Here is a 24,523-nt window from a genome sequence, read left to right as displayed (position 1 = left end):
CCCTGCGACACGGTGTCCGGACATCGGGCGAAACTGTGCCGATGATTGACCACGGAGGCCAGCACCTTGCAGATGGTTTCTCCGCCACTGTGGTTTTTCGGGAGGGGAGGTTTTGGGGATGCCGGCCGCCGACCCCCTGGGCGTGCTGATCACCCGCCCGTCCCCGGGCGATGCGGCGACCGCCGAAGCGGTGGCCCGGCGCGGCTGGCGGCCCATCGCCGCACCCTCGCTGGTGCTGGCGGCGCTGCCGGGCGCTGCGCCGCCGCGCGGGGCGCAGGCGCTGCTGCTGACGTCCGCCGCGGCGGTCCGGGCGCTGGACCGGTCCTTGGCGCCATCCGACCTGCCCGTCTTCGCAGTCGGCGCGGCGACGGCGGCGGCCGCCCGCGCGATGGGCTTTGCCGCGGTGCAGGCGGCGTCGGGCGATGCCGAAAGCCTGTCGGCGTTGGTCGCGGCGCAATGCGACCCCGCGCGCGGGCCGCTGTGGCTGGCGGTCGGGCGCGGCTATGCCACCGATCTGGCGGCGGTCCTGCGGGGCCGGGGGTTCCGCGTCGCGCGGCGCGTGGTCTATGCGGCCCGGCCGGCGCGCGCCCTGCCGCCGGCCGCACGCGACGCGCTGGCGGCGGGCCAGGTCGCCGCCGCCCTGTTCACGTCACCGCGCGGCGCCCACAGCATGGTGCGCCTGCTGCGCGCCGCGGGGCTGGCCCAGGCCGCGCGCGGTATCGCCGCCGTGGCGATCAGCCAGCGCGTGGCAGATGCGCTCGGCGGGGTGGCGTGGAAGGCCCTGCATGTGGCAACGATACCCAGCGAGGAAGCGTTGTTGGATGTGCTGGGACAACCGGCGCCGGCCAGCCATGACATCGGCAATACGCCAGACATTTCCGCCCCAAGGGCGGCCAAGCCGCGGATGGAGCAGACGCCACCATGACCGACCCCGCCCCCCTGCCCGCCCCGCCCGCCACACCCGCGCCGCCTGCCCCCGCGATCATGACGCGCCGGTGGGACCCGGCCGTATTGCCGATCCTGGCCGCCGCCGTCGTGCTGGCGGTGGCGATCGCCTGGCTGGCCTTCACCCCCCGCCCCCGGGTCGCAGCCCAGGATGATGGCCGGCTGAGCGCGATCGAAGGCCGGCTGGCCGGTGTCGAGGCCCGCCCGGCCGGTGACCCACGCCTGGCCGAGCGCATGACCGCGCTCGACACCCGCATCGCCGCGGCCGAGGCCACCTCCAACGCGCTCGACGCGGCCCAGACGACGGCGATCGGCGCGGCCCAGCGCGCCGCCGACACCGCCCTGGCCGAGGCCCGCGCCGCCGCCGGCCGGCCAATCCCCGATGCCGCGACGCTTGCCGCCCTGGGCGACCGCCTGGCGGCGCTGTCCGAACGCCAGCGGGCGGCCGAGGCCACCAATGCCGAAGCGAGCAGCCGGGCCGAAGCCCTGGAACGCTCCGCCTTGCAGCGCATCTCGGCCGCTGAGACCCGCGCCGCGGCCCTCGACCAGCGGCTGTCCTCGGCCGAGGCGGCGCTGCCGCAGCGGATCGCGGCGGCCGAGGCGCAATTGACCCAGCGCGCGACCTTGATGGAAGGCGCCCTCGGCGCCCGGGTCGGCGCCGCGGAGGCCGCACTGAACCAGCGCGCCGCGACCGCCGAGGCCGCGGCCCAGGCACGGCTGGCCGCGCTGGAAGCCGCCCTGGCCGCCCGCAGTGCCGAAGCCGACCGGGTCACCGCCCGCCTGGCGACGATCGAGGCACGGGCCGTGCGCCTGGGCGCCATCGAGGCGCTGCGCCTGGCGCTGTCCGAGGGCCGGCCGCTCGGCACCGCGCTGCGCACCCTGTCCGACCCCGCCCCGGCCCTGACCCGCTTTGCCACCACCGCCCCGCCGACCGAAGCCGGCCTGCGCATGTCGTTCGAGGATGCGGCCCGTGCCGCCCGCGCGGCGGTCGAACCCGGCGGCGGCAACACGGCGCTGGAGGCCGCGACCAACCGCCTGGCCGGGCTGGTCACCATCCGGCGCGGCGAACAGGTGATCTGGGGCGATGTCGCGGCGGCCGAATTGGAACGTGCGCGCACGGCATTGGCCGCCGGCGACCTGGGCGGTGCGGTTGCCCGCTTGTCAGCCCTGCCGCCACCGGCCCAGGCGGCCATGGCCGATTGGGCGGCCCAGGCCGAGGCACTGCGCGCCGCCCGCGCCGCCGTCGCCGCCCTGACGGGGGGCTGAGCCATGCGCCGCGCCATTGGGCTGCTGATCGTCCTGGCCCTGGCGGTCGCCGCCGCTTGGGCCCTGGCTGGCCTGGGCGGGACCGTGGAGGTCCGGGTCGGGGATGTCTGGATCGGCGTGGGGCTGCCGGTGCTGCTGGTCGGGCTGGTGATCGCCTTCCTGGTCTTGCACGGCATCCTGGCCGCGATCGCCGCGTTGCGTGCCTGGCCGGCGCGGCGGCGGGCCAAGGTGGCGCTGGTCGCGCGCGACCGTGGCGACCTGGCCGTGACGCGTACACTGCTGGCCCTTGCCGCCGGCACCGGCGACGTGGCCCGGGCGGAGGCACGGCGCGCCCGGCTGGCCCTGGGCGACACGCCCCAAACCCTGCTGCTGGCCGCCGAGGCCGCCCGGCTGGACGGGCAGGATGCCGAGGCGACCCTGGCCTTCCGCGCCCTGGCCGAACGCGACGACGCCAAGTTCCTGGGCCTGCGCGGGCTGCTGCGCCAGGCGATGGCGCGCGGCGACTGGGCCGAGGCGCAGCGAATCGCGCGTGACGCCGAACAGGCGATGCCCGGCGCATCCTGGCTGCGCGCCGAACGCGCGGATCTGGCCCTGCGCAGCCGCGACTGGGCCGAGGCCCTGGCCTTGGCCCCGCCGGAAGCCCCCCGCGCCGCCCTGGCCATGGCGGCCGCCGCCGCCGAACCCGACCCCACCCGCGCCGGCGCGCTGGAGGCCGAGGCGCTGGCCGCCGATCCGGGCTTTGTGCCCGCAGCCCTGGCGCAGGCGGCACGGCTGCGCGCCGCCGGCGACACCCGGCGGGCACGCTCCGTCCTGGCTACCGCCTGGGCCAAGACGCCACACCCCGATATCGCGTTGCTGTACATGGAGGGCGAGCCGGATGCCCTGGCCCGGGTCAAGGCCGCCGAGCAACTGACCCATCGCGCCCCCACCCACCCCGAGGCCCGGCTGGTCCTGGCGCGCACCGCGTTGGACGCCGGGCTGACCGGCCGCGCGCGGTCGATCCTGGACGCGCTGCTGGCGGCCGGGCCGGCCGACCGCCGCGCCTATCTGCTGCTGGTGGACCTGGAGCAGGTGGAGCACGGCGAAAGCCCCGTGGCACGGGCGGCAGAGGCCAAGTGGCTGCGCCTGGCCGCCGCGGCCCCGCCGGCGCCGCGCTGGCGCTGCGAGGCCTGTGGCGCCCGGCACGACGCCTGGGCGACGGAGTGCAGCGCCTGTGGCGAAGTCGGGCGGATCGCCTGGGAAGGCGCGCGCGGCTGAAGCATTTCAGCAGGCCCGGTTGCGGCGCGGCCGGGCATGGGGTATTGCGCGGCCCGCTTGGTGCGCCGACGTAGCTCAGCGGTAGAGCAACTGATTCGTAATCAGTAGGTCCCCGGTTCAATCCCGGGCGTCGGCACCAGCAAATCACGTCTCCTGGAACAGCACTGGCTCCACCCCGGTTGCGGCCAATGCCGCGCTCCGCTTGAGTGCCACGGCGTCACGGGGACCTCGCACTGCATGCCCGACCAGCTTCCGCCCCGATCCGGTTCGATCGGGCAGCCCCTTCCGCGGGCGGAGTCGCGGCGGCTGGCGGCCGGCGGCGGTCGTTACCTGGACGATCACGCGACACGCGGCGAATGGCACGCAGCCTTCCTGCGCAGCCCCCTGCCCCATGCCGGCTTCACGCTGGACTGCGCCGCGGCGGCGGCACTGCCCGGGGTCGGCGCCATCTACACGGCCGCCGACCTCGCCACCGCCTGCCAGCCCTGGCAGACGGTCTCAGCCAGCTTCCCGGGCCTGGTCTCGCCGCCGCAGGGGCCGTTGGCAGAGGGCCGCGCTACCTGGCAGGGTGAACCGGTGGCGATCATCCTCGCCGCCTCCCGTGCCATCGCCGAGGATGCGGCGGAGGCGATCCTGGCCGACTGGCGGGAACTGCCCGCCGTCACCCGCCTCGACACCGCGCTGGCCGCCGAAGCGGCGCGCACCCATCCGGAGCTTGCCAACAACCGCGCCTGGTCGCTCGACCTGCGCAACGGCGATCCGGAGGCCGCCTTCGCCACCGCCGCCCTGGTGGTGGGGGAAACCCTGTCCTTCACCCGCCACACCGGCGTGGCGCTGGAACCGCGCGGCGCGCTGGCGGAATGGCAGGATGACGAGGTGACGGTGCGCCTGTCGCACCAGATGCCGCACCAGATGCGCCTGCACATCGCGGAACAGTTCGGCGTGCCGACCAGCCGCGTGCGCGTCATCTGCGGCGACGTCGGCGGCGGCTTCGGCATCAAGATGCATGTCTACCAGGACGAGATGGCGATCATCGCCGCCGCCCGCCTGGCGCGCCGCCCGGTGCGCTGGATCGCCGACCGCATGGAAAGCCTGCTGGCCGACATCCATGCGCGCGAACATATCGTCGCCGCGCGCATGGCGGTGGATGCGCAAGGACATATCCTTGGGTTCGACGTGCACGACCTGCAGGGCCTCGGCGCCGTCTCCGTCTTCCCGCGCAGCAGCACGGTGGAGGCGATCAGCGTGATGCGCGTCATCGGCGCGCCCTACCGCTTCGCCCATGCCAGGGCACGCATCGATTGCGTGCTGCAGAACAAGGTGCCGACGGGGCAATACCGTGCCGTCGGCGCCCCGGTCGGCTGCGCCGTCACCGAAAGGCTCGTGGAGAAGGCCGCGCGCGCGCGCGGCGAGGATGGCTGGGCCTTCCGCGCCCGCAACCTGATGCCGGCCGAGGAAATGCCCTGCACCAACGGCTTCGGCGCCGCCCTGCACGGCATGCGGCACGATGCGGTGGCCGCAAAGATGCAGGCGCTGATGGACCTGCCGTCGCTGCATGCCGACATCGCCGCGGGACGCGCCGCTGGCCGGCTGCTCGGGCTGGGCGTGGCGATGACGGTGGAATTCACCGCGGCCGGTGCCGTCGTCTATGGCTCGGGGCGGGTGAACGTCGCGGCGACCGACACGGTGGTCGTCACGCTGGAACCCGATGGCGCGATCAGCGCCCAGGCCAGCATCACCGAGATCGGCCAGGGCATCGCCCAGGGCCTGGCGCAGGTGCTGGCCGATGCCATCGGCGTCCCGGCCGCAGCGGTGCGCGTGCAGGCCGGCGATACGCAGGCCGCGCCCCATGGCGGCGGCGCCTGGTCCAGCCGCGGCGCCGCGATCGGTGGCGAGGCCGCCTGGGGCGCCGGCCGCGCCCTGCGGGCACAGCTTCTGCAAGCGGCAGGCGCGCTGTTGCAGGCGGCGCCGGATGCGCTCGACATCCAGGACGGCCAGGTGGTGGATGCGACCGGCACGCCCCGCATGCCGCTGTCCGACCTGGCGCGCACCATGCTGTTCCGTGGCCATGAGATGCCCGGCGGTGTCAGCCCTAGCCTGACCGCCGCCCACCACTACCGGCGCGAACAGGATGCGACGCTGGCCAACAACGGCATGCAGGCGGCGCTGGTCGAACTGGATGGCGAGACCGGGCTGGTGCGCGTGCTGCGGTACTGGATGGTCGGCGATTGCGGCCGCCTGCTGAACCCGCTGCTGGTCGATGGCCAATATCGCGGCGGCATCGCCACGGGGCTTGGCGAGGCGCTGCTGGAGGCCTGTCGCTACGACGCCGAAAACGGCCAGTTCCAGTCCGGCACGCTGGCCGACTACCTGTTGCCGATGGCCATGGATGTGCCGGACATCGCACTCGGCCATGTCGAGACGCCCTATGCCGGCAGCGTGCTCGGCGCCAAGGGGGCGGGCGAATCCGGCACCGGCGGCGTGCCGGCGGCGATCCTGAACGCGGTGAACGACGCGCTGGCCGCGGCCGGTGGCGGGGTGGTGACGCAGATGCCGATCCAGCCGATGGACGTGCTGCGCGCGCTGGGGCGCCTGGCATGACGCCCAACCGCTTCGACTACGCCCGCCCGGCGACGCTGGCGGAGGCGCTGGCCCTGCTCGCCCGGCATGGCGAGGATGCGGCCCCCCTGGCCGGCGGGCAGAGCCTGATGCCGATGCTGGCGCTGCGCGTGGCTCGCCCGGCGCTGCTGCTGGACCTCAATCGCCTGCCGGGCCTGGATGGCATCGAGCGGCATGGCGAGCTGCTGCGCATTGGCGCCATGGCACGCCACGCGGCGGTGCTGGCGCATCCGCTGGTGGCGGCGCAGGCACCATTGCTGCCGCTGGCCCTGCGCCACGTCGCGCACCCCGCCATTCGCAATCGCGGCACCCTGGGCGGCAGCCTGTGCCTGGCCGATCCGGCGGCGGAACTTCCCGCCTGCATGCTGGCGCTGGACGCCGTGCTGGTGCTGGCATCGGCGGCGGGTGAACGACGGGTGGCGGCGCCGGACTTCTTCCAGGGCCTCTACGCCACGGCGCGCCGCGCGGAGGAAATGCTGCTGCGGGTGGAAATCCCGATCGCCGCCGGATGGACCCCCTGGTTCGCCGAAATTTCGCGGCGGCATGGCGATTTCGCCATGGCCGGCCTTGCCATGATGCGGCGTCCGGGCGCCGCGCGCCTGGCGTTTTTCGGCGTCGAGGCGCATCCGCGCCGCCTGCCGGCCCTGGAAGCGGCGGTGGCCGCCGGCGCCGATGCCGCGGCCCTGCTGCCCGCCCTGCTGGACCCGCTGGCCTCGCCGGAGGCATCCGCCGCCTATCGCCTGCATCTCGCGCAGGGCCTGCTGCGCCGCGCCGCGAAGGAGATCGCACCCCATGCTGCCGCCTGACGAACCCATGGGGACCGTCGCCTGCACCGTGAACGGCCGCGCCGTCTCCGGCCGTGCGCCGCTACGCCAGACGCTGGTGGAATGGCTGCGTGCCGATCTCGGCCTGACCGGCAGCCATGTCGGCTGCGCCCATGGCGTCTGCGGCGCCTGCCATGTGCGGCTGGATGGCGCCGTGGTCCGCGGCTGCCTGGTGCTGGCGGTGCAGGCGGATGGCGCGGCCGTCGAAACCATCGAAGCCGCCACCGGCCCCGAGATCACCGCCCTGCAAGCCGAATTCGTGCGCCACGCCGCATTGCAATGCGGCTTCTGCACGCCGGGGATGCTGCTGCAGGCCGCCGAATTGCTGCGCCAGGACAGCACCCCGACGCGCGAGGCGATTCGCGAGGCGCTGTCCGGCAACTACTGCCGCTGCACCGGCTACCAGCCGATCATCGACGCGGTGCAGGCGGCCGCCGCCGTGCTTCAGCCCGGCAGCACAAGTTCTGTCGCCACGCCACGGCAATCCATCTCGTAGTCCAGCCCCTCCACAGGCGGCCGGCAGAACTGCCAGGTGGCGCCGTGCCGCGCGGCACCACGAGCGACCAGGTCCTGCGCCAGGAAGGGATGGATGTCGTAGACGGTATAGACCTGCACGCCGGTGGTCGCCGCCCAGCCGAAGCCCATCGCGGCCATGCGGCGCTCCATCTCACCCAGCACCCAGCGCGCTTTTTTCAACATGCCCTCGGGCGAGGTGTCGCCGAGGGCCACGATGTGATCGCGATAATTGCCGCGGCCTTCCGCGGCCTCACCACTGCCGGCGACGACGAAGGACGGCGCCGCGGCAGTGTCGGGCATGGTGTAGGTGAAGGCGTGGAAGCCAGGCTCGGCCGGCGGCGCGATGTCGGGGCAGACATTGCTGCGGGCGACCGGGTTCTGCCCATCGTGCAGGATGCCCCATTCCGCCAGCACCGCCGCATAGGCCTGGTTGAATGCGAGGAAGCCCGCTTCGGTGAAGGGTGCCGGGGACCGCAGTTCACAGGCGCAGAAGGCGTTTCGTGGACGGCCGAGCGCATCCAGATGTGCGGCTATGCGCAGCCAGCCTTCCGCCATCGGCACCGGCTCGGCGAAGCGCGCGCGCACCAGGCGGTAGCCGGGCAGCGCCGCGACGCCGCAGGAATACTGGAACACGCCAGGCACGAAGCGAAAGCCGGCCTCCGTCACATCGATCGTCGCTGACATGTCCGGCAGGTTCCTCAAAATGGCGTATGGCGATTGAAGCCGATGCATAAGCCTCGGGCAACCGCGTGGACGGCGGCATCGCGGTGCTGCACCATGCCAATCCTGTCTTGGAGCCTGCATATGCTACGTCCGTCGATCGCCGTCTGGGACTACGACCGCACCCGCCCGCTGCTGGATGGCCGCATCAAGGTGGAGGGCTGCGACCCGGTCTGGCTGCACGACATGCCGATCGAGACGATGTTCTCCCGTGCCCTGGGCCAGTCGGAGTTCGACGTCTCCGAACTCTCCTTCAGCAACTTCATGGCGCTGACCTCGCGCGGCGCCTGCGACTATGTCGGCCTGCCGATCTTCCCCAGCCGCAGCTTCCGGCACGGCGCCTGGTTCGTGAACCCCGCCGCCGGCATCACGCGGCCCGAGGATCTCAAGGGCCGGCGCATCGGCGTGCGCGAATACTCGATGACCGCGGCCGTCGTCGCCCGCGGTATCCTGGCGGATGAATACGGCGTCCAGGCTGGGGACGTGACCTGGGTGATGGGCGACGTGGACGAGGTGGAGCGCAGCCATATCCCGCTGCCGGCGCTGCCGCCCGGCATCACCGTCGAACGCGCGCCCGATGGCCGGCTGCTCGCGGACATGCTGCTGGCGGGTGAGATCGACGCGCTGCTGGCCTACAAGCCGCCAAAGGCCTTTGTGAAGGGCACGCCCGGCATCGCCCGCCTGTTCGATGACTACGAGGAACGCGAGCGCGACTACGCCACGCGCACCGGCATCTTCCCGGTGATGCACCTGATGGGCATCCGGCGCAGCCTGGCGGAAGCCGAGCCATGGTTGCCGATGTCGCTGATGGCCGCCTTCACCGCGGCGAAGGACAGCGCCATCGCCGACCTGTCCATCGTGCAGGCGCTGAAGGTGGCGCTACCCTGGACCGCCGGCGAATTCGCCCGCACCCGCGCCGCCCTTGGCGACGACTACTGGCCCTATGGCATCGCCCGCAACCGCAAGCCGCTGGAGGCGCTCGCGCGCTGGCATCACGCGCAAGGCCTGTCGCCGCATCCGCTGAAGGTGGAGGACCTGTTCTTCCGCACCACCCTCGGGACCTGAGCCCGCCGTCAGGTCTCGTAGCGGTTCGCGGGCACCGGCAGCCCCAGGTGGTCGCGCAGCGTGCGGCCCGTGTAGTCGTGGCGGAACAGCCCGCGGGCCTGCAGTTCCGGCACGACCAGCGCGACGAAATCCTCCAGCGGCACGGGGTAATGCGGCGACAGCAGGGTGAAGCCGTCGCAGGCGCCCTGTTCCACCCATTGCTGCATGGTGTCGGCGATGCTGGCCGGTGTTCCCACCAGCAGATGATGGCCGAGCGAAGTGCCGAGATAACGCGCGACCTCGATGATCGAGAGGTTTTCGCGCGCGGCCTTTTCCACCAGATGCCGCTGGCGGGCCTGGGCCGCATTGCTCAGCGGTAGCGGGGGCAGCGGCGCGTCGCGCGGAAAGGCGTGGATGTCGAGATCGCCGCAGAGCCTGGCCAGCAGGCGCATCGCGTTTTCGTCCGACATCAGCCCCTGCAGGGTTCGGTACTTCGCCTGGGCCTCCGCCTCCGTGCGGCCGATGATGGTCATCAGCCCCGGCATGATCTTGATATGCGCGGGATTGCGCCCAAAACCGGCAGCCTGGGATTTCAGGTCGCGGTAGAAGCCCTGGGCTTCGGCCAGGTCGCTCTGCGCGGTGAAGACCAGGTCGGCCGTCCGTGCCGCCAGCGCCATGCCGGGCCCCGATGATCCGGCCTGGGTCACGATTGGGCGCCCCTGTGGGCAACGACCCATGTTCAGCGGGCCGCGCACCGAGAAATGCTTGCCGCGATGATTCTGGAAATGGATTTTGTCGGGGTCGATGAAGTTGCCCGTCGCCTTGTCCCGGATCAGCGCGCCCTCGGAAAAGCTGTCCCAGAGCGAGGCGACGACGTCATAGAATTCCTCGGCGCGTTCATAGCGTTCGGCATGCTTCATGTGGTGGTCGGCGCCGAAATTGCCGGCCTCGTCCTCCACCTGCGATGTGACGAGGTTCCACCCCGCCCTGCCGCCGCTGATATGGTCGATCGAGGCGAAGCGGCGGGCGATGTTGTAGGGCTCGTTGTAAGTGGTGGTCGCCGTCGCGATCAGCCCGATGCGCTGTGTGACCACCGCCAGCGCCGCCAGCAGTGTGGTCGGTTCCAGATAGGCCTGGCGCCCCTGCGTCGGGCGAAACGGGCTGACCCCATCCAACGCGGCGCTGCCGTTCAGCGCCACCGTGTCCTGGAAGAAGATGGTGTCCATCTTCCCCCGCTCCGCGGCCTGGGCGATCCGCACATACTGGGCGAAATCCATGTCGCATTCGGGGATGGCATCGGGGTGCCGCCAGCCGGCCGAATGGCTGCCCGGCGTGAAGAAGAAGGCCGCGAGATGCATCATGGTGCCAACCGCACATCCGTCGCCATCGTGTATTGGTCACCGCGCGGGGTCAGTGTCAGCGGCTTGCGCACCCCCCAGGTGGACCGCATGAAAAACACCGGCAGCAGCGCCCCGTTGTCCACCGTGAAGCGGACGGCGCGGCGGGTCGCGGCATCGCGGTCATTCTCGTCGAAGGTCGCATCGGCATCCGCGAGCATCCGGTCCAATTCCGGGTTGGAATAGCGCGTGCGGTTCCAGCCGCCATGCGCCAGGGCCGCGTTCGGGGTACGGACCAGCGCGGTCATCGCCTCGCTCGCCAAGCCGCTGGAGGAACCGAACATCGCCAGGTGCGCACTGAGTTCCGGCACGCCGCTGGGCAGGAGATTGGCGCTGCGGCGCAGGTAGACCGGCATGGGCAGCGCCTCGATCGTGGTGCGGATGCCGGCCACGGTCAGCATCTGCGCGATCGCCTGGCAGGATCGGGCGTCGCCGGCAAAACGGTCCAGCGTGCAATGGATGGTCAGGTTGAAGCCCTGCGGATACCCCGCCTCGGCCAGCAACCGGCGTGACAGGGCGGGGTCGAAGGCCGGAACGGGCAGTGCGGGATCATTGCCGGAAAATCCATCGGCGGCGATCTGCCCGGCTGGGGAGGCCGCGCCCTCCATCGCGCGTTCCGCCAGCGCGACGCGGTTGATCGCATGGTTCATCGCCTGCCGTACCCGCAGGTCCCGCAAGGGATTCTGCGCCAAAACCTGGCCCTCGGCATTGGTGGCGTTGGGGATCTGCGCGCTCATGCTGTCGAGGTAGAAGTAGTAGGTGAAAATGGAATCGCCCGAAAACAGCGCCGTCTGCGGATTGGCCCGTATCCGGTCGTGCAGCCCCGCCGGCACGCTGTCGATCACATCCACATCCCCCGCGAGCAAGGCCGCGACACGCGCGCTGTCGTTGGGGATGAAGGAATAGGTCACGCGCGCCCAGGGCTCGGGCGTGCCGCGCCAGTTCGCGCTGCGTTCGATCACCACATTCTGCGCCGGGCTCCAGCGGATCCAGCGATAGGGGCCGGTGCCGATGGCGGCGCGACCGCCGTTGAAATCAGCCTCGGACGCATCGGTCGCGCCGCGTTCGGACAGGATGGCGATCGCCACCATGAAATGCGGCTGCAATGGCGTGGGCACACGGGTCTTCACGATCAGGGTCAGATCGTCGACCACTGTCATCTCGGTCACATTGCGGACCGCGGCGGCATAGGTGCGCGCCCCTGGCGCCGCCAGCGCGCGGCGAATGGAAAAGGCCACATCGGCGGCGGTCAGCGGTGATCCGTCATGAAAGCGCACACCAGGTCGCAGTTTGAACTCCCAGGTCAGCGGATCGATGGCACGCCAGGATTCCGCCAGGGCCGGCCGCGCGATCAGGCGTTCATCCTGCGTCAACAGTGTTTCCCAGACATGCAACTGCACATTGCGGTTCGGCGTGAAGGTCAGGTGCGGGTCCGAACTGTCCACCGCCGCCTTCATCGCGATCCGCAGGTTCTGGGGTTGAACCTGGGCCTGGGCCGGCAAGGCCAAAAGGCAGGCGGCCAACAGCAGTGAACGCATCTCGGGAATCCTCATGGGGAAAGTGTGGCGAGCGTCGCGCGGCGAAGGCTGGGGGCCGCGATGCCCAGGTGGTCGCGCAGGGTCGTGCCGCTATAGGCCGTGCGATACACGCCGCGGCGCTGCAATTCGGGGATCACCTGGTCGACGACATCGTCGAGCCCCCCCGGCAGCCAGGGCGGCAGGATGTTGAAGCCATCGGCGGCGCCCTGGTGAAACCATTCCTCCATCGCATCCGCGATGTCGCCGGGGGTGCCGATCACCATGCGGTGCCCATTGCCGCCGGCGATGGCCAGGTAGAGTTGCCGGATCGACAGATTGCCGCGTTCCGCCATGCCGAGAAAAATTTTTGCTCGGCTCAACATCCTTTGGCTGACAGGCGCGGGCACCGGCCCATCGAGGTCGAAGCCCGACAAATCACCAAGCGAGCCCGCCAGCGCGCCGAGCCCCACCACCGGCTCCACCAGTTCCTGCAGAATATCGTAGCGGTCCTGCGCCTCCTGCCGCGTCCGGCCGGGGATGGCCATGATCCCGGGCATGATCTTCAGCGCATCCGGATCGCGGCCGTAGCGCGCCATCCGGCCCTTGACCGAGGCGTAGTAGGCCTGTGCCTCCGCCAGGGTCTGCGCCGCGGCGTAGACGACATCGGCGGTGGCGGCGGCGAGTTCGCGACCCTCCTCGCTGGCACCCGCCTGCACGATCACGGGCGACCCCTGTGGCGTGCGCGCGACGTTCAGCGGACCGCGGACGGAAAAATGCTTCCCCTTATGGTCCAGCACATGCATCCGCGCGGGATCGAAATTGATGCCGCTGTCCTTGTCACGAATGAAGGCATCGTCGTCCCAGCTTTCCCACAGGCCGCGCACCACCTCGACGAATTCCGCCGCGCGGTCGTAGCGATTGGCATAGCTGGGCGCGGCGTCGAGGTTGAAATTCGCGGCCTCCATCTGGGTGACCGAGGTCACCACGTTCCACCCGGCCCGCCCGCCGCTGATGTGATCCAGCGAGGCGAATTTCCGCGCGACGTGATAGGGCTCGTTGTAGGTGGTGGAGGCCGTGGCCACGAGGCCGACCCGCTGCGTGACCATCGCCAGTGCCGAGAGCAGGGTCAGCGGCTCGAACTGCACATTCTTCGATGTGCGGCACAGCGCGCCCTTCGGCTCATCATGGAAGCGGATGCCGACGCCATCGGCCAGGAAGGCCATGTCGAGCAAGCCACGTTCGGCCGCCTGCGCGACACGCACGAAATGCGCCAATTCCATATTGCCGCCGGCCGAGGCCTCCGGATGGCGCCAGGCAGCCAGGTGATACCCCATGCCGATCATGGAAACGCCAAGTCGGATCTGGCGGGCTTGCATCTGGATCCTCCCTGGTCGGCACCATTGAACCAGCATGACACGGGTGCAACAACGGGCGCATCCCTGGGATTCGGCGGCATGCGTGCCGGCATGCCCAGATTTTAGGCGGGAGAGCGGGTTGCACGACAGGCAAATGCATTTGGGCGTCTTCGTCCTCGGCACCGGCAACCACATCGCGGGCTGGCGCTATCCCGGCGCCGCCGACAGTTTCCAAAGCCTGCCGGTGATCCAGGAGATCGCGCGCATCGCCGAACGCGGGAAATTCGACCTGCTGTTCCTGGGCGACAGCCTGGTCGCGGGGGTGAACGACCACCCGTCCTTCACCGCGCGGTTCGAACCGCTGACCATGCTGGCGGCGCTGGCCGCGACCACGACGCATGTGGGGCTGGGCGCGACCTCCTCCACCACCTATGGTGAACCGCTGCTGGTGGCGCGGGCCTTCGCTTCGCTCGATCATCTCAGCGGCGGGCGCGCGGCGTGGAATGCCGTCACCAGTTCCGGCCCCAAGGCCGCGGCGAATTTTGGTCGGGAGCATCCGCGCCACGATGCGCGGTATGAGGTCGCCGAGGAGTTCGTCGATGTGGTCAGGGGTTTGTGGGATTGCTGGGATGATGGCGCGATCGTCGCCGATCGCCAGACCGGGCAATACATCGACCCGGACAAAGTGCGCCCCCTGGATCACGAGGGCCGCTTTTTCCGCGTGAAGGGTCCGCTGAACATCGGCCGCACGCCGCAGGGCCAGCCGGTCATCCTGCAGGCCGGCAGTTCCGATCCGGGCCTGGCGCTCGCCGCCCGCACCGCCGATGTCGTCTTTTCCGTCGTGCAGGATTTTGACGAGGCCTGCCTCGCCTATCGCGCGCTGAAGGATCGGCTGCCCGCCTTCGGCCGCCAGGACAGCGACGTCGCGGTGCTGCCCGGCGTCATGCCCATCCTCGGCGCGACCGAGGCCGAGGCGCGCGAAAAGCTGAACCTGCTGCAAAGCTTCGTGACCGGCAGCAACGCGGCGTCGCTGCTGTCGCTTCGGCTGGGCATCGATGTCTCGGGCTTCGCGCCCGATGACCTGGTGCCGGACCTGCCGCTGCCCGATACCTCGCATGGTTTCGCCCGCACGATGCTGGCCAAGGCCCGGCGCGAGGCCATGACCTGGCGCGACCTGCATAACCTGACCGGGGCGGCGCGCGGACATTGGGTGCTGGCGGGAACACCGGTCCAGATCGCCGACACGCTGGAGGCCTGGTTCCGTGGCGGTGCCGCGGATGGCTTCAACATCCTGCCACCTTACTTCCCCGGCGGCTTCGATGATTTCGTCGACCAGGTGGTGCCGATCCTGCAGGCGCGCGGGCTGTTCCGCCGCGACTACAGCGGCACCACGCTGCGTGATCACCTGGGGCTGGCGCGGCCGGCGAGCCGGTTCTTCGCCGATGGGCGACCCTGACAGGCGGGGCCGATCCGGCGCCGCGTTGATCCGGCGCAAGGCAGGCGACGGCGCGGCATCGTATTGGGCTTCCCAGCAGGGAGGAACGCTGTGCCATGAGCGGAACAACCGTATTGGCCGAGGTCGCCGCCGAACGCACGCGCCAGGATGCGCAATGGGGCGGACCGGCCCATGATGATACGCTGCCCTTCAACGCCTTCATCCAACTGATCACGGATTATGCCGGCTGGGCCCGCGCCAAGGCGCGTGAGGGTTCGACGCTGGAAGCACGGCAGCGGCTGATCCAGGTCGCCGCCATCGCGGTCGCGGCCGCCGAAAGCATGACCCGCCGCCAGGGCAGCCCGGCGGCCTCCGTGCCGCCCGACTCACCGAGCATCGATTGGGAGTAGCGTCTCGCCCGGCACGTTCTCGTCAACGATAACAGGAGAAACCACGATGCCCGCCACCGGCGTTGATGTCTGGGACAAGACCCTGCAGACGACCAACATCTGGCTCGACGAAATCATGGAGCGCATGGGCCCCGATCGCCACACCGCCTGGCATGCGCTGGGCGCCGTGCTGCGCGCGCTGCGCGACCGCCTGCCGCTGGAACTTGCGGCGCATCTTGGCGCGCAACTGCCCCTGCTGGTGCGCGGCACCTATTACGACCAGTGGCATGTCGGCGGGCAGACGGGCTTGCCGCGCACGCTCGATGATTTCTTTGCCGTGGTCGAACTCAACCTTGGCAATACGCGGCCGATGTCGAGCGCCGAGGCGACCGCCGCGGTCTTTCGCACCCTGTCCAACCACGTCGACCGCGGCCAGATCCGCAAGGTGGTCGCGGCCTTGCCCGCACCGCTGCGCGATTTCTGGCTGGATTGCGAGGCGGGGTAAGGCCAGCGCCCCCCCCGTGCGGCGCCCGCATTGACCTGACGCAAGGCGCCGCCGGCGCCATTGCGTCACCTCTGGAACACGATGCCCGCCCCGCTCATCCTGACCCTGCTCGCCCTGGCCATCCTGGCGCCGGCGGGGCTTGGCTGGGCGCTGCTCGGCCCGGCCCGGCCCTGGTTGGACGAGGCGGCGACGGCGCTGGCCCTGGTCGGCTTTGCCGCACTGCTGGTGGAATTCGTGCTGTCCGGGCGGTTCCGCGCGGTGTCGGGCGGGGTCGGCGTGGACCGGACGATGCGCTGGCACCAACGCATCGGGCGGGTGCTGACGGTGGCGCTGCTGTTGCACCCCTTCCTCTACACCCTGCCGGATGGCGCGGCTTTCTGGCGGCCGGATGATGTGACGCGGGTGCATGCGCTGGGGCTTGGCCGGGCGGCGATCGTATCCGGGCTGCTGGCTTGGCTGCTGCTGGCCCTGCTGACCCTGACCGCGATCTGGCGCGACGCCCTGCCCTATCGCTACGAGACCTGGCGCAGCATGCACGGACTGGGCGCGCTGCTGCTGGTCGGGCTGGGGCTGCACCATGCGCTGGCCGCCGGGCGCTATGCCGCGCATCCGGCGGTGGCTGGCACCCTTTGGGCACTGTCGGGCCTGGCCGTGCTGACGATGGCCTGGGTGGCGCTGGTACGACCGCTGACGCGGCGGCCCTGGCGCATCGCCATGGTGCGACCCGCCGCGCGGAAAATCTGGGAGGTCGTGCTGGAACCGGTCGGGCATGCCGGCCTGGCCTATCGCGCCGGGCAATTCGCCTGGCTGAAACTGGACCGCGGCCCGTTTTCACGGCGCGAACACCCGTTTTCCATCGCCTCGGCCCCGGCCGAGGCGGGGCGGCTACGGTTCCTGATCAAGGAAGCCGGCGATTTCACCCGCACCATCGGCGGCCTGCCGACGGGCGCGCGCGCATTCGTGGACGGGCCGCACGGAAACCTGTGCCTTGAGGGGCATTCCGAACCGGGCATCGCCTTCATCTGCGGCGGGGTCGGCGTGGCGCCAGCCCTCGGCATGATCCGCCACGCCGCGGCCCGCGGGGACCTGCGGCCGATGCTGCTGCTCTACGGCAACCGCCTGGCGGACCAGATCCTGGCCGCCGAGGAACTGGCCGCACTGGACTGGCTGACCGTGGTGCATGTGCTCGGCGAACCGCCCCCCGGCTGGACGGGTGAGGCCGGGCGGCTGGACGCGGCGCTGGTCGCCCGCCGCTGTGCCCCGGCCGCGGCGGCGGGCTGGCTGTTCGTGCTATGCGGCCCGGCCCCGATGCTGGCGACCGTGCGCCAAGCCCTACGCGGCCTGGGGGTGCCGGCCGCACGCATCCTGATGGAGCGCTTCTTCGACAATTGATCGCCCACCCCCGGGGTGCGCCCGCCGCGCGACGCGCCCATGATACGCCCAAGGGTCGGGGGGGCGTCACGGTGCGGGCAAAGGCTGGGGTCGGACAGGGCTGTGCGGCGGATGTGGATTCGCCGCTGGCCTGGCGGCGATTGGCCGCCGCCGTGGCAATTGGCACCATCGGCGGCGTCGGGCTGTGGTCGATCGTGGTGTCGCTGCCCTCGGTGCAGGCCGAATTCGGCGTGGCACGCGGGGCCGCGACCCTGCCCTATTCCGCCGCCATGTGCGGGCTGGTGCTGGGCGGGGTGTTGATGGGCTGGCTCGCCGATCGCTTTGGCGTGGTGGTGCCGGTGGTGATCGGCACGCTGGCGCTGGCGGTCGGCTACGTCGGGGTCGCGCTGGCCCCCAGCCTGTGGGTGTTTGCCCTGATCTACGGCGGCGTGATCGGGTTGCTGGGCAGTTCGGCGGTCTTCGTGCCGCTGGTCGCCGATACCTCGCACTGGTTCGACCGCAGGCGGGGCATCGCCGTCGCCTTGTGCGCCAGCGGCAATTACCTGGCCGGCGCAGCCTGGCCGCCGGTGCTGCAGCATTTCATCGATACGGTCGGCTGGCGGCAGACTCATATCTGTATCGGATTGTTCTGCCTGGTTACCATGCTGCCGCTGGCACTGCTGCTGCGGCGGCCGACGCCGATGGCCGCCGAACCGGCGCGCGCCGTCGACGCACCCAAATCCGCCCCCCTGGGCATGCCGCCCAACGCCTTGCAGGCCTTGCTGATCCTGGCCGGCATCGCCTGCTGCGTCGCCATGGCCATGCCGCAGGTCCATATCGTCGCCTATTGCGTCGACCTGGGGTATGGCGCCGGGCGGGGGGCGGAAATGCTCTCGCTGATGCTGACCATGGGCATCGTCAGCCGCCTGGCATCGGGCTGGATCATGGACCGGATCGGCGGGGTGGCGACCCTGCTGCTGGGATCGGTGCTGCAGGGCCTGGCCCTGGCGCTGTTCCTGCCCTTCGACGGGCTGGTGTCGCTCTATCTGCTTTCGGCGCTGTTCGGCCTGTTCCAGGGCGGCATCGTGCCGAGCTACGCGATCATCGTGCGCCGTTTCTTCCCGCCCATGGAGGCCGGCACCCGGGTCGGGCTGGTGCTGTCGGCGACCCTGGCGGGGATGGCGCTGGGCGGCTGGATGTCGGGTGCGATCTTCGATGCGACCGGATCCTACCAGGCGGCGATCCTCAACGGGCTGGGGTGGAATGCGCTGAACGTCAGCATCGCGGCCTGGCTGCTGTGGCGGTCGCGCGGGGCCGGGCGGGTGGCGGCGCCTCTGGCGGCGTAAAGCGCGCGGGTTTGTGCCCCCGGGTTTGTGCCCCCGACTTTGTGCATGGATCAGATGATGCATATGCGTCAGACTGTGCACTGCACAAAAAAACGGGATTTCCAGATGCTCCGTATCAATCGCGCACTCGGCGCCCTGATAACCGGTGCATGCCGAGCGCTCCGCAACGGGCGCGGCGCGCTGTGTTTGGGGCTGCTGGGTTTGGGGTTGCTGGCCGCGGCCTGTTCGCCGCAATCGGGCAGCCTGGGCCCCACCGTCACCACCCCGGCGCTGGAAGCGAACCGGATGCGCACCGCGGATGGGTTGAACCTCGCCTTCCATGAATGGCGGCCGACAGGCCCCGCCACGGCCCGCATGCTGGCGCTGCACGGGTTGAACGACCATGGCGCGAACTTCATGGCCGAAAGCGCGCCGCCGCTGGTCGAGGGCGGGCTGCACATCTTCGCCTTCGACCAGCGCGGCCATGCGCGCAACCCGCGCCCCGGCATCTGGCCCGGGCAGGATGCGCTGGTCAGCGACGCGGTCGCCGCCATCCGCCTGATCCGTGCCCGGCACAGCGACCTGCCGCTGTTCGTTCTGGGCGAAAGCATGGGCGCCAATGTCGCGCTGCTGGCCGCCGAGCAATTGCGCGCCGCCGGGGAGTCCAGCCTGGTCGATGGCTGGATCTTCCTGGTGCCGGGGCTTTGGGTGCTGGATGACATGAACCCGGTGACCGCCGCATCCTTCCGCCTGGCGATGTTCCAGTTCCCGCGCCTGGGCGTGTCCTCCGGCTCACCAGCCATGATCGCGACCGACAACAGCGACACGCTGGAACGCTTCAACGCCGACCCGCTGACCTTGAAAACCACCCGTGTCGATGTCGTGGCCGGCCTGCTGGACCTGAATGGCGCCGCCAAGCCGCTGGTCGCGACCTGCTGCACGGCGCCCAGCCTGTTCCTATACGGCGCGCGGGACAGCGTCTTCGAACCGGTGCCGACGGTCGCGACCCTGCGCAGCCTGCCGGCCGAGGGCGGCGGCCGGGTGGGGCTGTATCGCGAGGGCTGGCACATCCTGCTGCGTGACCGCCAGCGGCAGGTCGTGACCGACGATATCCTGGCCTTCACCCGCAACCCGCGCGCGGCCTTGCCATCGGGGGCCGATGCCGAAGGCGCGCGCTGGGTCGCCCAGGGCCGGATGTAGCACCGGGGATGCTGTTCCTCTGGGCCGCCGCGGCGGCGACCGGTCTTTTTGGCACATTGATGGCGGCCGCCGGCCTGCTGCATGCGCTGCGCGTGCGCCAGGACACGCGCGACGTTGCCGGCCAGGTCACGCTGATCCTGCCGCTGACCGGGCCGGTGCCGCGCCTGGAGGCCCTGTTCCAGGCGCTCGCGGCACAGCGGTTGCGCCCGCGCCGGCTGATCGTCGCGGTGGAATCGCTCGATGACCCGGCCGCCGCCAGGGCCAGCGCGGCCGCGGCGCTGCTGCCATTCCCGATGCGGCTGGTGGTGGCGGAAACCAGCGACACGCGTGGCCAGAAATGCACGAACCTGATCGCGGGCTTCCGCCAGGTCGATGCGCTGGACGATGCGGTGGTGATGCTCGACGGTGACATCCTGCCGCAGCCCTGGTGGCTTTCGACCCTGGCCGGGCCATTGCTGAGTGGCCGCCACCACATCGTCACCGGCTATCGCTGGCCCTGCCCGGTCGCCCCCGGGGCGCTGACCCAGATCGTCGTCTGGTTCGACCGCTGCATGGCGACCCTGCCGCGGTTGCAGCGGCTGGCGCTGGTCTGGGGCGGGTCGCTCGGGTTTTCGCGCCAGGCGCTGGCCGTGCTCGACCTGCCCAACGTGCTCGACGGCGCCTTGTCGGACGATCTGGCCATCGCCTCGGCGGCGCGGCGGGCGGGCATCCATGTGCTGACGCGCCTCGTGCTGCAACTGCCCACGCCTTATGAGGCCGATACGCCCGGCTTCATGCGGCGGCAGATGCAGATCATCCATTTGTGCCGCCCCTGGCTGTGGCGCACGGCCCTGGCGGTGAATCTGCTGGACGCGCTGGGTTGGGCCGCGCTGCTGATCCTGGCCGTGTCCTCGCCCCTCGCTCTCGGGCTGCTGGTCCTGCTGCTGGGCTTCCGCCTGCTGCGCTGGTGGTTGAACGACCGCCTCGCCCGCGTGATCGAGGCCCCCGACAGCCCGGCCAATCGCTCGGCACAGCTTTGGGTCGCCCTGGCGGCGCCCGTCTGCATCTGGCTCATCCTGGCGCTGATGCTGGGGGCCTGGCCACGCCGCCGTATTGCCTGGCGCCATGTGACCTATGCGCTCGATGGGCCCGACAAGGTGCGCGTCATCCGCCGCGACACGGCGCCCCCGGCGCCCCCCTGCCCCGTGACCGGTGACGCCGGCGCGGTCTTCGTCCAATCGGTCACCGGGCGCTTCCTGAACGATCTGTGGCGGCTGACCTTCGGTGTCACCGCCAGCCCCATTCCGCGCGATGGCACCCGCTACGGGCTGTGGCGCGCGCCCTGCGGGCTGGTGTTCTTCTCGCCCCCGATGGTGGGCGACCAGGCGTTCTACGGCTCGCTCTACAAGCGCTGGGCCTTCCACGAGACCCTGGCGCATGATTCGGCCGCCCGCGTGGAATTCCTTGAGGCAGCGACCCTGGTCCCGCCCGGCGCCCTGGTGCTGGATGTCGGCGCCGGGACGGCCAGTTTCTCACGCCATGTGGGGCATGCGCGCTACATCGGCCTCGAACCCTATGCCAGCCACTACGACCTGCCCCAGGGGGTGGAGATCTGCACCGACACGCTGCCGGACCACGCCGTGACGGCGGCCGGGCGGTATGACGTGGTCTGCGCCTTCCAGGTGATCGAACATGTCACCGACCCGCGCGCCATGGCCGCGCAGATGCTGGCCTGCCTGAAGCCGGGGGGACTGCTGATCCTGGTCGCGCCCCTCTGGCCCTCGACCCTGACACGGGTGCCGAATTTCGCGCTGAACGCGCCGCCGCACCACGTCACCTGGTGGTCCGAACCCGCCATGGCGGCGCTGGCCGGGGCGATCGGGGCCGATGTCGTCCAGGCCCGGCCGCTGCCGCCGACGATCCACCAGGGCATCATCCATTGGATGGCGCGGCTGTCGCCGGTGAAGCCGGGCGAGCACGGACCCTGGTTCCAGTCCCGCTGGTCCTGGCATTTCGGCCTGGTCCTGGCCTATCTGGCCGGACGGGTCGCGGTTTGGTTCAAGCCGATGCCGGCAAGCGCATCGCCGATGGATGTGATGCTGGTGGCGCGCAAGCGCGGGTAACGCGCGCCACCGGCCCCTCGCCGCTACAGGTTCACCACCGCCACCGGCAGCCACGGCACGACGTGGATATACACCGGGTCGTAGAACCAATCCGCCTCGAACCCACCATCCCCACCCGCCGGGTTGAAGGCGCGCGAGGCGACGTCGAGCGAGAAGGAATAGGCCCCCTGCAAGGCCGACCCCGGCAGAACAAAGACAGCCGTGCGGCTGACGGCATTGTCGCCGGCCGAGGTGTGCCAATGCTCGGCGCTGGCCTCGGAGGAGGCCAGGACCGGCGCGCTGCCGCCGCAGCCGCCGCCGCGCAGGAAGGCCGAACGCATATGCGTGGCCGAGGCCAGCCAGCGGACCTCGATCTCGATATCGGCCCCCGCCGGGCGACGGATGACCGGGCAGATCAGTTCGAGCGGCAGGCTCCAGGCCCCACCCGCCACCCGCCAGCGCAGCCCGAGGAACTGCGTGGTCGGCGCCGAATTGTCGAGCCGGAAGGCGACCGGTGCCGCCGTTTGCAACACCGCCTTGGCGGCGTTGCCGGTCTCCATCGTCACCTCGTAGTGCCCGTCGACGAAACTGCCGGTCGGCCAGTTCAACAACAGGCGCGATGGATGCCATCCCTCCGCCTGCGGGCGGACCGGATACCAGCCGGCCGCGTCCGGCGCTTGCCACACGGTTTGCAGCGCGCCGCCGACGATACGGTGCAGCGGCCAGGTCAGCCCGGTGAAGGCCACCTGCGGCCCGGCGTTCTGCCGGTAGCGCAACTTGTAGAAGGCGGCGTTGCCAACCTCGGCGCAGCCATAGATCTGCAAGGTGCCGCAATAGGGTGCGGTCGCCGGCGCCAGCGGAAAGTCGGCCGGGCGCGCCGGATCCAGCCCCGAGGCGCGTGGCCGGTTCGCCCGCTTGCCATATCCGGTCGCACCGTCGTGGTAGGGCACGGCCGGCGCCGCCGGGTTGATCAGCGGCATCAGCCCCGCGAAGGTCAGCGCGGGCACGTTGCCGCAGGCGACGGCCGGCACGTCGCAGGCCACGCCGGCGATGGCGATCTGGCTGGCTTCCAGCGTGACATCGGGAATGGCGCCGGCATTCCAGCGGACGTCGAAGTAGCCTTCGCTGTAGATCACATCCTCGGTGCCATCGCCGTTCACATCCTGCGTCACGCGGAAGGTGATGTCCGGCACGTCCAGCAGCGGCACCCATTCGGGCAGCAGCACGGTGGTGCAGCGGCGGAACGGGCCGATCCAGCGATCAGGGCGGAATTGCTTGAGCAACTCGGCCGGCAGGCGCTGCGCCAGGCGTGGCGCCTGCTCCTTCTCCACATCGCCCAGCCCCTGTGGCAGCGGCGGCGGCGAGGCGCGCAGCGGCGTGGCGGCCAGGCGCGCCGCGAGGCCGCCGGAGGGCCCGCCAAAGCTCTTGGCGGATTCCGCGCGCGCCAGGAGGTCGGCGGCCTCCCGCCCGATCACCTCGGCGGCGCGGCGCAGGGTGAAGCCGCCGTCGCGCAGCAGCGGCGGCGGATCGGGCCTGGGGATCGGCGGTTCCGGCCAGCGGATCAGTTCCGGCACGCGGATGCCGTCCAGATCGTCCAGCAGGTCGGCCAGGCTGGGGCGACGGAAGATCACGTCGAAGCAGATGCGTTGCGCCCGCCAACGCAGCACCCAGTCGATATCGAAGCGCGGCACCCAGACGCAGAACCGGCCGCAGGCGTCGGTCTTGGTGGTGGCGATCACCTCCCGCTTGCAGTTCAGCGGGAAGTACCAGCCATAGGGCCAGCCGGGCGGGAACCAGCCGAGCAACTGACAATCGGTGTCCTCGACATGCACGGTCGCGAAGGGCACGGGCAGCAGGGCGCCGCTGGCCGGATCCCGCTTGACCACCCGGCCACAGATCCGGCGAAACAGGAACAGCGCGGGGTCGATGCGGAAGCGATGCCGCTCGGCGAGTTCGGCGATCGGGTGCTTGACCAGGTCTTCCACCGCCAGGCCGCTCAGCCGCGCCAGGCGGCCCGCGGCCATCTCGCCCAGCGGCGTCCGGTCCGGATCCAGTCCCGCCGCGGCATTGGGCAGCAGGTCTTCCTTGGCGGCTTTCGGGGTTTTCGGCGCGGGTGTGCGAGGCCCGTTGGGTGGCAACGTCATCTGCGTCCTCCCGTTTTCGCTCAACGAGTTGCGCGGCAAAATCGCTTTCTCGTTTCGCGCGCGGGACGCTAACGCCGCCGGTTTGGCGGGAACAACAAACAACAACGCACGATTGAGTGATCTCGACTGATAGGTTTTCAATACATATCAGATGATGTTCAGTAACTGGCCAGTTCCACCATTGTCGTCGGCAGCGTGGGCGGTTCCACGACGCTGGGATCGATAATCATGGAGCGCGTCGTCAGGGACACCGGCGACGCGAAGAAGGGGCCGCGCCCTTCCATCGACGCCATCCGGCCCCGGCCGGAGCGCGTGGTGCTGGCCACCCGGATCGTGCCGGGGCCGCACATCGTCTGCGCCATGAAGGGCGGGCGACCGGGGCGGCTGAAGACCGGGACATCCGTCTCCTCCCCCTGCATCAGCCGGCTGGCGACCTGCCAGTCATCCAGCGCGCCGAGCAGGCAATCATTGGCGGCCATGCGGCCGTCGGGCGGTGCCGCGCAACCGCTCAGCACGAAAAGCAGCGCGAAAGCGCCGAGGGGCCGGGCGCCGGAGTGCCGAGAGGGACGCATCGGTAGGTCTCCTGCATGGTTTGCAGGGGCGACCATCAGGC

Annotated in this window: 20 protein-coding genes and 1 tRNA gene; 15 read left to right on the top strand and 6 right to left on the bottom strand. The window is 70.8% G+C overall.

Translation table 11 applies throughout. The annotated features are described in order from the left end of the window. Positions 1-118: 118 nt before the first annotated feature. The 7 genes from ACQW02_RS09290 (at position 119) to ACQW02_RS09260 (ending at position 7,407) form a co-directional block, all read left to right on the top strand. Positions 119-925 (top strand): uroporphyrinogen-III synthase, encoded by an 807-nt coding sequence (locus tag ACQW02_RS09290; RefSeq protein ID WP_431284989.1) that lies wholly within the window; start codon positions 119-121, stop codon positions 923-925. Then, positions 922-2,211, top strand: a complete 1,290-nt coding sequence (locus ACQW02_RS09285) for a hypothetical protein (RefSeq protein ID WP_431284988.1) — start codon at positions 922-924, stop codon at positions 2,209-2,211. The genes ACQW02_RS09290 and ACQW02_RS09285 overlap by 4 nt, the downstream gene beginning before the upstream one ends. Before the next feature lie 3 nt (positions 2,212-2,214). Continuing rightward, positions 2,215-3,468 (top strand): heme biosynthesis HemY N-terminal domain-containing protein, encoded by a 1,254-nt coding sequence (locus ACQW02_RS09280; RefSeq protein WP_431284987.1) that lies wholly within the window; start codon positions 2,215-2,217, stop codon positions 3,466-3,468. A gap of 64 nt (positions 3,469-3,532) precedes the next feature. Continuing rightward, positions 3,533-3,607: transfer RNA gene (locus tag ACQW02_RS09275), tRNA-Thr, on the top strand. A 98-nt stretch (positions 3,608-3,705) separates the two neighbouring features. Beyond that, complete coding sequence (locus ACQW02_RS09270) at positions 3,706-6,069, top strand: xanthine dehydrogenase family protein molybdopterin-binding subunit (protein WP_431284986.1); 2,364 nt, start codon at positions 3,706-3,708, stop codon at positions 6,067-6,069. Continuing rightward, positions 6,066-6,893 carry an FAD binding domain-containing protein gene (locus ACQW02_RS09265; protein WP_431284985.1) on the top strand — a complete coding sequence of 276 codons (828 nt, stop codon included), beginning with the start codon at positions 6,066-6,068 and terminating at the stop codon, positions 6,891-6,893. The genes ACQW02_RS09270 and ACQW02_RS09265 overlap by 4 nt, the downstream gene beginning before the upstream one ends. Continuing rightward, the gene (locus tag ACQW02_RS09260) at positions 6,880-7,407 is read left to right on the top strand and encodes a (2Fe-2S)-binding protein (RefSeq protein ID WP_431284984.1); all 528 of its coding nucleotides are present in this window, start codon (positions 6,880-6,882) and stop codon (positions 7,405-7,407) included. Before ACQW02_RS09265 ends, ACQW02_RS09260 begins: the two co-directional genes overlap by 14 nt. On the opposite strand, the gene cnbZ is transcribed toward ACQW02_RS09260, so the two are convergent. Beyond that, entirely contained in the window at positions 7,356-8,111 is a 756-nt protein-coding gene (gene cnbZ, locus ACQW02_RS09255; RefSeq protein ID WP_431284983.1) for a 2-amino-5-chloromuconate deaminase CnbZ, read from the bottom strand. The two genes, ACQW02_RS09260 and cnbZ, sit on opposite strands and share 52 nt — an antisense overlap. Before the next feature lie 93 nt (positions 8,112-8,204). Here cnbZ and ACQW02_RS09250 point away from each other — a divergent pair, with 93 nt between their 5' ends. Further along, positions 8,205-9,212 (top strand): ABC transporter substrate-binding protein, encoded by a 1,008-nt coding sequence (locus tag ACQW02_RS09250; RefSeq protein ID WP_431284982.1) that lies wholly within the window; start codon positions 8,205-8,207, stop codon positions 9,210-9,212. An 8-nt stretch (positions 9,213-9,220) separates the two neighbouring features. Here the strand turns inward: ACQW02_RS09250 and ACQW02_RS09245 are convergent, their stop codons facing one another. The 3 genes from ACQW02_RS09245 to ACQW02_RS09235 are packed head-to-tail and all read right to left on the bottom strand — an operon-like array spanning position 9,221 to position 13,481. Continuing rightward, on the bottom strand, positions 9,221-10,552 hold the full coding sequence (locus ACQW02_RS09245; RefSeq protein WP_431284981.1) for an LLM class flavin-dependent oxidoreductase: 1,332 nt from the start codon (positions 10,550-10,552) through the stop codon (positions 9,221-9,223). After that, complete coding sequence (locus ACQW02_RS09240; protein ID WP_431284980.1) at positions 10,549-12,126, bottom strand: ABC transporter substrate-binding protein; 1,578 nt, start codon at positions 12,124-12,126, stop codon at positions 10,549-10,551. The genes ACQW02_RS09245 and ACQW02_RS09240 overlap by 4 nt, the downstream gene beginning before the upstream one ends. Before the next feature lie 11 nt (positions 12,127-12,137). Beyond that, positions 12,138-13,481: an LLM class flavin-dependent oxidoreductase gene (locus ACQW02_RS09235; protein ID WP_431284979.1), complete on the bottom strand. Its 1,344-nt coding sequence runs from the start codon at positions 13,479-13,481 to the stop codon at positions 12,138-12,140. 118 nt (positions 13,482-13,599) lie between these two features. Here ACQW02_RS09235 and ACQW02_RS09230 point away from each other — a divergent pair, with 118 nt between their 5' ends. The 7 genes from ACQW02_RS09230 to ACQW02_RS09200 all read left to right on the top strand — a co-directional run bounded on the left by ACQW02_RS09230 (position 13,600) and on the right by ACQW02_RS09200 (position 21,787). Continuing rightward, on the top strand, positions 13,600-14,916 hold the full coding sequence (locus ACQW02_RS09230; RefSeq protein ID WP_431284978.1) for an LLM class flavin-dependent oxidoreductase: 1,317 nt from the start codon (positions 13,600-13,602) through the stop codon (positions 14,914-14,916). Positions 14,917-15,011: 95 nt separating this feature from the next. Further along, a complete protein-coding gene (locus tag ACQW02_RS09225; protein WP_431284977.1) occupies positions 15,012-15,305 on the top strand; it encodes a hypothetical protein in 294 nt (97 codons plus the stop codon). A 46-nt stretch (positions 15,306-15,351) separates the two neighbouring features. Beyond that, positions 15,352-15,789 (top strand): DUF2267 domain-containing protein, encoded by a 438-nt coding sequence (locus ACQW02_RS09220; RefSeq protein ID WP_431284976.1) that lies wholly within the window; start codon positions 15,352-15,354, stop codon positions 15,787-15,789. Between the two features lie 81 nt (positions 15,790-15,870). Then, positions 15,871-17,181, top strand: coding sequence for a ferredoxin reductase family protein (locus ACQW02_RS09215; RefSeq protein ID WP_431284975.1), 1,311 nt, complete (start codon positions 15,871-15,873; stop codon positions 17,179-17,181). A gap of 113 nt (positions 17,182-17,294) precedes the next feature. Then, positions 17,295-18,506 (top strand): MFS transporter, encoded by a 1,212-nt coding sequence (locus ACQW02_RS09210; protein WP_431284974.1) that lies wholly within the window; start codon positions 17,295-17,297, stop codon positions 18,504-18,506. A gap of 105 nt (positions 18,507-18,611) precedes the next feature. Then, a complete protein-coding gene (locus ACQW02_RS09205; RefSeq protein ID WP_431284973.1) occupies positions 18,612-19,685 on the top strand; it encodes an alpha/beta fold hydrolase in 1,074 nt (357 codons plus the stop codon). Between the two features lie 8 nt (positions 19,686-19,693). Then, positions 19,694-21,787, top strand: a complete 2,094-nt coding sequence (locus ACQW02_RS09200) for a methyltransferase domain-containing protein (RefSeq protein ID WP_431284972.1) — start codon at positions 19,694-19,696, stop codon at positions 21,785-21,787. A gap of 23 nt (positions 21,788-21,810) precedes the next feature. Here ACQW02_RS09200 and ACQW02_RS09195 read toward each other — a convergent pair whose 3' ends face one another. Together ACQW02_RS09195 and ACQW02_RS09190 are read right to left on the bottom strand one after the other, a co-directional pair. Further along, the gene (locus ACQW02_RS09195; RefSeq protein ID WP_431284971.1) at positions 21,811-23,910 is read right to left on the bottom strand and encodes a hypothetical protein; all 2,100 of its coding nucleotides are present in this window, start codon (positions 23,908-23,910) and stop codon (positions 21,811-21,813) included. A 158-nt stretch (positions 23,911-24,068) separates the two neighbouring features. Next, on the bottom strand, positions 24,069-24,482 hold the full coding sequence (locus ACQW02_RS09190; protein ID WP_431284970.1) for a hypothetical protein: 414 nt from the start codon (positions 24,480-24,482) through the stop codon (positions 24,069-24,071). Positions 24,483-24,523: the final 41 nt, after the last annotated feature.

The sequence above is a fragment of the Humitalea sp. 24SJ18S-53 genome, assembly GCF_050632385.1.
GTDB lineage: Bacteria > Pseudomonadota > Alphaproteobacteria > Acetobacterales > Acetobacteraceae > Humitalea.
Note: the sequence above shows the minus strand (reverse complement) of the source record. Positions and strands in the feature narration are given on the sequence as shown.

Excerpts from the sequence above, each read along its gene's own strand:
- ACQW02_RS09290 (WP_431284989.1), top strand. The coding sequence starts at position 119 with ATGCCGGCCGCCGACCCCCTGGGCGTGCTGATCACCCGCCCGTCCCCG.
- ACQW02_RS09285 (WP_431284988.1), top strand. The coding sequence starts at position 922 with ATGACCGACCCCGCCCCCCTGCCCGCCCCGCCCGCCACACCCGCGCCG.
- ACQW02_RS09280 (WP_431284987.1), top strand. The coding sequence starts at position 2,215 with ATGCGCCGCGCCATTGGGCTGCTGATCGTCCTGGCCCTGGCGGTCGCC.
- ACQW02_RS09270 (WP_431284986.1), top strand. The coding sequence starts at position 3,706 with ATGCCCGACCAGCTTCCGCCCCGATCCGGTTCGATCGGGCAGCCCCTT.
- ACQW02_RS09265 (WP_431284985.1), top strand. The coding sequence starts at position 6,066 with ATGACGCCCAACCGCTTCGACTACGCCCGCCCGGCGACGCTGGCGGAG.
- ACQW02_RS09260 (WP_431284984.1), top strand. The coding sequence starts at position 6,880 with ATGCTGCCGCCTGACGAACCCATGGGGACCGTCGCCTGCACCGTGAAC.
- cnbZ (WP_431284983.1), bottom strand. The coding sequence starts at position 8,111 with ATGTCAGCGACGATCGATGTGACGGAGGCCGGCTTTCGCTTCGTGCCT.
- ACQW02_RS09250 (WP_431284982.1), top strand. The coding sequence starts at position 8,205 with ATGCCAATCCTGTCTTGGAGCCTGCATATGCTACGTCCGTCGATCGCC.
- ACQW02_RS09245 (WP_431284981.1), bottom strand. The coding sequence starts at position 10,552 with ATGATGCATCTCGCGGCCTTCTTCTTCACGCCGGGCAGCCATTCGGCC.
- ACQW02_RS09240 (WP_431284980.1), bottom strand. The coding sequence starts at position 12,126 with ATGCGTTCACTGCTGTTGGCCGCCTGCCTTTTGGCCTTGCCGGCCCAG.
- ACQW02_RS09235 (WP_431284979.1), bottom strand. The coding sequence starts at position 13,481 with ATGCAAGCCCGCCAGATCCGACTTGGCGTTTCCATGATCGGCATGGGG.
- ACQW02_RS09225 (WP_431284977.1), top strand. The coding sequence starts at position 15,012 with ATGAGCGGAACAACCGTATTGGCCGAGGTCGCCGCCGAACGCACGCGC.
- ACQW02_RS09220 (WP_431284976.1), top strand. The coding sequence starts at position 15,352 with ATGCCCGCCACCGGCGTTGATGTCTGGGACAAGACCCTGCAGACGACC.
- ACQW02_RS09215 (WP_431284975.1), top strand. The coding sequence starts at position 15,871 with ATGCCCGCCCCGCTCATCCTGACCCTGCTCGCCCTGGCCATCCTGGCG.
- ACQW02_RS09205 (WP_431284973.1), top strand. The coding sequence starts at position 18,612 with ATGCTCCGTATCAATCGCGCACTCGGCGCCCTGATAACCGGTGCATGC.
- ACQW02_RS09200 (WP_431284972.1), top strand. The coding sequence starts at position 19,694 with ATGCTGTTCCTCTGGGCCGCCGCGGCGGCGACCGGTCTTTTTGGCACA.
- ACQW02_RS09195 (WP_431284971.1), bottom strand. The coding sequence starts at position 23,910 with ATGACGTTGCCACCCAACGGGCCTCGCACACCCGCGCCGAAAACCCCG.
- ACQW02_RS09190 (WP_431284970.1), bottom strand. The coding sequence starts at position 24,482 with ATGCGTCCCTCTCGGCACTCCGGCGCCCGGCCCCTCGGCGCTTTCGCG.